The sequence below is a fragment of the Neobacillus drentensis genome, from assembly GCF_036966985.1.
GTDB classification, from domain to species: Bacteria; Bacillota; Bacilli; order Bacillales; family Cytobacillaceae; genus Neobacillus; species Neobacillus drentensis_E.
In genome coordinates, this window is sequence record NZ_JBALSN010000153.1 from 10,492 (window position 1) to 15,424 (window position 4,933).

The 4,933-nt window shown below is 43.7% G+C and carries 4 protein-coding genes; all 4 read right to left on the reverse strand.

What is annotated here, in order from left to right; all coding sequences use genetic code 11:
• The coding region (locus V7659_RS10625; RefSeq protein ID WP_335539999.1) for a CoA-transferase at nt 1-891 on the reverse strand (891 nt) is incomplete at its 3' end.
• 133 nt (nt 892-1,024) lie between these two features.
• Nucleotides 1,025-2,164, reverse strand: a complete 1,140-nt coding sequence (locus V7659_RS10630) for an acyl-CoA dehydrogenase family protein (protein WP_335540000.1) — start codon at nt 2,162-2,164, stop codon at nt 1,025-1,027.
• Between the two features lie 17 nt (nt 2,165-2,181).
• A complete protein-coding gene (locus V7659_RS10635; protein WP_335540002.1) occupies nt 2,182-3,639 on the reverse strand; it encodes an aldehyde dehydrogenase family protein in 1,458 nt (485 codons plus the stop codon).
• Between the two features lie 25 nt (nt 3,640-3,664).
• Complete coding sequence (locus tag V7659_RS10640; protein ID WP_335540004.1) at nt 3,665-4,834, reverse strand: iron-containing alcohol dehydrogenase; 1,170 nt, start codon at nt 4,832-4,834, stop codon at nt 3,665-3,667.
• Nucleotides 4,835-4,933 lie beyond the last annotated feature (99 nt).

Sequence of the window (4,933 nt, forward strand, 5' to 3'; positions counted from 1 at the left end):
CTTCAGTTCCTTGGCCGCCCTCCTTAATATCACCTTTTTGGAATTCAATGGGAGCGGCTTATATACTTGTTCTAACGGAAGTTTGATTTCGCCGGTCCAGCTTGGATCGTCCTCATCAAGCAAGCTTTGTTTTTGGTCCGGATCGATTACCACTGCATCCACCAGAATACCAGGAATGGCTACGTCATGAGGATTCAGGGTATTGTTTGGCACTACCTGTTTCACCTGGGCAATTACATATCCCCCACTGGCTTTAGCTGCCATGGCCATCTCCAAGCCGCTTAATGTAACAGGTTCATTTTCCAGCGTAATATTTCCGTTCTCATCCGCTGTTGAACCGCGAATAATCGCTACATGGATAGGAATGCTGGGGTAAAATAGATTCTCCTCACCGCCAATCTCTATGACTTTTGATATATTCTCTTTGGTATGCTCATTCAGGCGTCCGCCGTCGTAGCGTGGATCCACATATGTATGCAATCCCACTTTCGTCACAAGTCCTGATTCGCCTGCAGCCATGGCCCGAATCCAATGAAAGATCGTTCCCATTGAAAAGCCATAGGCCTCGATTTCGTTTTCGCGGATCATCTCAGTAAGCCTTGGTCCTTCTTTTACATTAAAACTGCCGCTAATTAATCTTTTGAGCATTCCACGATTCGCCACATGTTCTAATCCGGTGCTGTGTATTTTGCTCCAGCCTACTCGCACGGGTGTGATGACCGTTAAATCTCTTGGTTCTCCAGTGGAAAGGTAACGCTTCTCCAGCTCTGCCATTACTCTTTCCGGACAAAGAACAGAAATAAGGCCGCTGATTGTAATGTTTGCACCGTTTGGTATTTTGCTGACGGCTTCTTCGAAAGAGATTACCTTTGATTTCGTAGTAGTAAGCATTCTCGTTTTCCCCTTTCTAAATTTATAATTTGCTAACCTTAGTGATTTCGTATGAAGCAGCTGGGGCATCCCCCAGCTGTGCTGTGTGCACAGCCGCAGTGTTTATCGGGTCTGTCCCGGAAAAGAAAAGATTCTATTTTCGCTGGTCAAATTTTCTTCCTAATACTTCAGCAGCCAGCATCGTGCGATGAACTTGAACAGTACCTCCCGCAATAGATGCAGCCCGTACACAACGGTAATACCATTCCAAGGGATACTGTTTGGAGAATCCGTATCCACCATGAAGCTGTAAACAATCATCTGTAATCTTTTTAGCCGCCTCTGCTACATAAACTTTAGCAACACTTGCTGCATGCTTATCCGGCTTATTATTTGCTGCGGCCATACCCGCACGGTACAACAAAGTTCGTGCTGCTTCCAATTGCATAAACATGTCAGCTACCATCCATTGAATCCCTTGAAATTCGCATATTTCTTTACCAAACTGCTTCCGCTCCTGAATATATTGAACGGTTCTATCGAATGCAGCTTGGGTAATTCCTAAGGTTTGGGCAGCAAACCCTAAACGTACCCCGTTATAGACTCCCATTAGGGCTTTGAAAGCATTACGTTCCGTCAATACATTTTCTTTTGGTACTAAGGCATCATCGAAATAAAGAGCCGATTGGAATTCACCACTCATATTTTCTTCAGGAACACCTACTGTAAAGCCTGGCGTTCCGCGTTCTACTAAAATGGCACCAATATCGGATGTCCTTCCAGTGTTTCCAAAGCGTGCATAGACAACAAACAGATCAGCTAAATGTGCCTCACTAACCCAAATCTTGGATCCATTTAATCGATAATGATCTCCTTCGTCGACCGCAGTCGTTTTCATGTCTGTGGCCGCACTCCCTGCCTCAGGCTCACTCATTCCAAGTCCCACGAATAATTTCCCGGCCGTTATTTGGGGAAGGTATAATTTCTTTTGCGCCTCTGTGCCAAGGTGATTGATGAAGGAGGCGATTCCAATACTTGAGTGATATACCTGTCTCCCGCTGGTTGGACATACCTTGCACAATTCTTCTATCATTAATAGGGCATCAAATAAAGTTTGATTTAAACCGCCATACTCTTCTGGCAAAGTTATTCCCAAAAAGCCCTGTTCCGCCAACATACGGGCATTTGACCAATATTCCTCACCTTCGAGCCAATGTGTCCCCATTTGTAATTTGCGAGATGCAAAATCGCGGGCTACATCTTTCCATTCTTGATTTGTTTCTGTCATGAGCATGTTTACATCCCCTTTATTTATTTTGATGCTGAATAAACCACTTTAAGATCAGTAAAGAAATCTTTTGCAGTTACCCCAATGGAGTAAGGACCAACCGCTGAATTTTTCAAGCCGCCAAATGGAACATGGGATTCACTAATGGTTCCGTTATTGATATGTAACATCCCGGTTTGTACTTCGTTGACGAATTGTTCAGCGTACTCCATGTTATTGGTAAAGCAGGAAGCTGCAAGTCCGTATTCAACATCATTGGCGATTTGAATGGCTTCGTCAAAACTATCTACAGGCGTTATGGTTAATACTGGTCCAAAAATCTCTTCCTTTGCAATTCGCATATCTGGTGAAACATCAGTGAAAACAGTAGGTTCATAGAAGTACCCCTTAGTCTGGCTCTCTACCCTTTTACCACCGTGAACGAGTGTTGCTCCCTCGTTCACCCCGATTTGGACGTAATTCTCGATGGTTTCCAAATGGTCTTTTGAAACCACCGGTCCCAAGGTCGTTTCCGGGTTCATTCCGTCACCGATGATGTACGATTGACATTTGTCTTTTAAGTAGCTGACTACGTCATTTACTGCCGAACGTTGCACTACGATACGGCTGATCGATGTACATCTCTGGCCAGTTGCTGCAAAAGCGGCACCGCAAATTTGGTTAACGGCTCCTTTTATATCATTATAGTCATAGATAATGCCGGCATTTTTGCCGCCCAATTCCAATTGGACCGGAATTAATTTTTCTGCCGCGACTTGATAAATCGACCTGCCAACACCAGTAGATCCTGTAAAGGTTACTCCCTTGACAAGCGGATGGCCGATTAGAGGTGTACCAACTTCTCTGCCAGATCCAATTACTAGATTTAAAACACCCTTAGGCAAACCGACTTTTTCAAAAATTTCGACGAACTTAGCAGCAGTTCCGACAGTTATACTTGCAGGCTTAAATACTACTGTATTTCCAGTTGCCAATGCCGGAGCTATTTTTCGAAGCGGTGTTACAATCGGGAAGTTCCATGGAGAAATTGCGGCAATAACTCCCTTTGGTACTCTTTTTGTCTTTACCTCGATACCGGCTCTTTCGCTTGGGAGGGTCTGACCGTTCATTCTCGTAGCTTCTCCTGCGGTATAGCGTACTTCACTAATCGTCTTATTGATTTCCCCTAATGCCTCGTTTAACGTTTTCCCTTGTTCTTTCGTAATGATTTGAGCAATCGATTCACGTTCGGCGTATAATTGTTCAGTGAAACGATACAGCAAATCTGCGCGCTTAGGAGCCGGCGTACTGGACCAATCAGCAAATGCTCTTTGCGCCGCCTCCACGGCATGATTCGTATCTTCTACTGTTGAATTGGGTGCGATGATCACAATTTCTTCCGGATTCGCCGGATTTTCTCTTTGATATGTTTTCATATTTGATGACGGAACCCATTTACCATCAATATAGTTTTGAATTTTAATTGGAAATACGTTTGCCATGGAAACTCTCCCTCACCACTATTTTTTAAAGTGCTTTCCTCAAGATATTTTTCAAATCCTCTAAGGTAGTTACCTTTGGATTTGCTGCAGCCACTCCACTATCCAATGCTTCCTGGGCAACAATGTGAATTTCTTCTTCAGATAAGCTGACATTGTTTGCTCCGAGTGTTGGCGGAATATCTAAATCGGCAATTAGCCCTTTTACCGCGTCAACAGAGCGTAACGCTGCCTCTCTTGAGCTTAAGCCTTCCAAATTCTCCCCTAGCAGAATCGCAATCTCTTTAAATTTTTCTTGATTGGAACTAGCATTGAATTCCATAACAACTGGGAGGAGGATGGAATTTGCTAAACCATGCGGAACTTTATAGCGGCCACCTAATGGATGGGATAAAGCATGAACAGCGGCTACCCTTCCCCATATAAATGCTGCGCCGGCAATAGTACTAGCCAACATCATCTGTGAAGCCGCTTCCAAATTGGTGCGCTGAGCTACGAAAGGTCTAAGATATTTTGCAATCATTCGAATAGCATGTAATCCCAGTGCTTCTGTGATTGGCTGTGCTTGATTGGACGTATAGGATTCAATAGCATGACTCAAGGCGTCCATTCCGGTAATCGCTGCAAGGCCTCTAGGAAGCGTGGTGAGCAGCTGTGGATCGAGGATCGCCGCTTTCGGATGCAAGTTCTGGCTAAGGATTCCCATTTTATATTTACGTTTCGTATCTTTCAGCACCATTGCATGGGTAACCTCAGATCCAGTTCCTGCAGTAGTTGGGATGGCTATTACATCGGGTCCGCGATTTGGAAGTTTATTCTTTCCTTCATATTGGCCAAGATCTCCAGGATTAGCGACTGCTGCAGAGACTCCTTTTGCGGTATCAATCGAACTTCCACCACCTATGCCGATCACAGCATCACATTGATTATCTAAGAATAATTGTCTAACGGTGTCCACCACTTCAAGTGTTGGATCCGGTTGTACCTCTTTAAAAACGGCATATTGAATTTCTCCGCTGGTTAAAATTTTTTCCAACCGCTCTAGTAATCCGGAGTTAGCAAGTCCAGGATCTGTAACGATCATCACTTTTTGATAGTTTTCAGCCTTTAGAATGTCAGGAAGTTCATTAAGTTTTCCAACTCCATAATGGATTTGAGTGAGTACGCCGAACTCAAATGAATCGATAAGTAGGTTCATGATTTTCATTCCTCCATAAAATATTTACTTATTATCGGTTATCGATAATATATCTTTAAAATAGCACCAATTTTCTAATTTGTCAAAACAATATTATCA

Bases quoted from the DNA above. Each gene is read 5' to 3' on its own strand.
- V7659_RS10640 (WP_335540004.1), bottom strand. From the start codon at position 4,834: ATGAACCTACTTATCGATTCATTTGAGTTCGGCGTACTCACTCAAATC.
- V7659_RS10635 (WP_335540002.1), bottom strand. From the start codon at position 3,639: ATGGCAAACGTATTTCCAATTAAAATTCAAAACTATATTGATGGTAAA.
- V7659_RS10630 (WP_335540000.1), bottom strand. From the start codon at position 2,164: ATGCTCATGACAGAAACAAATCAAGAATGGAAAGATGTAGCCCGCGAT.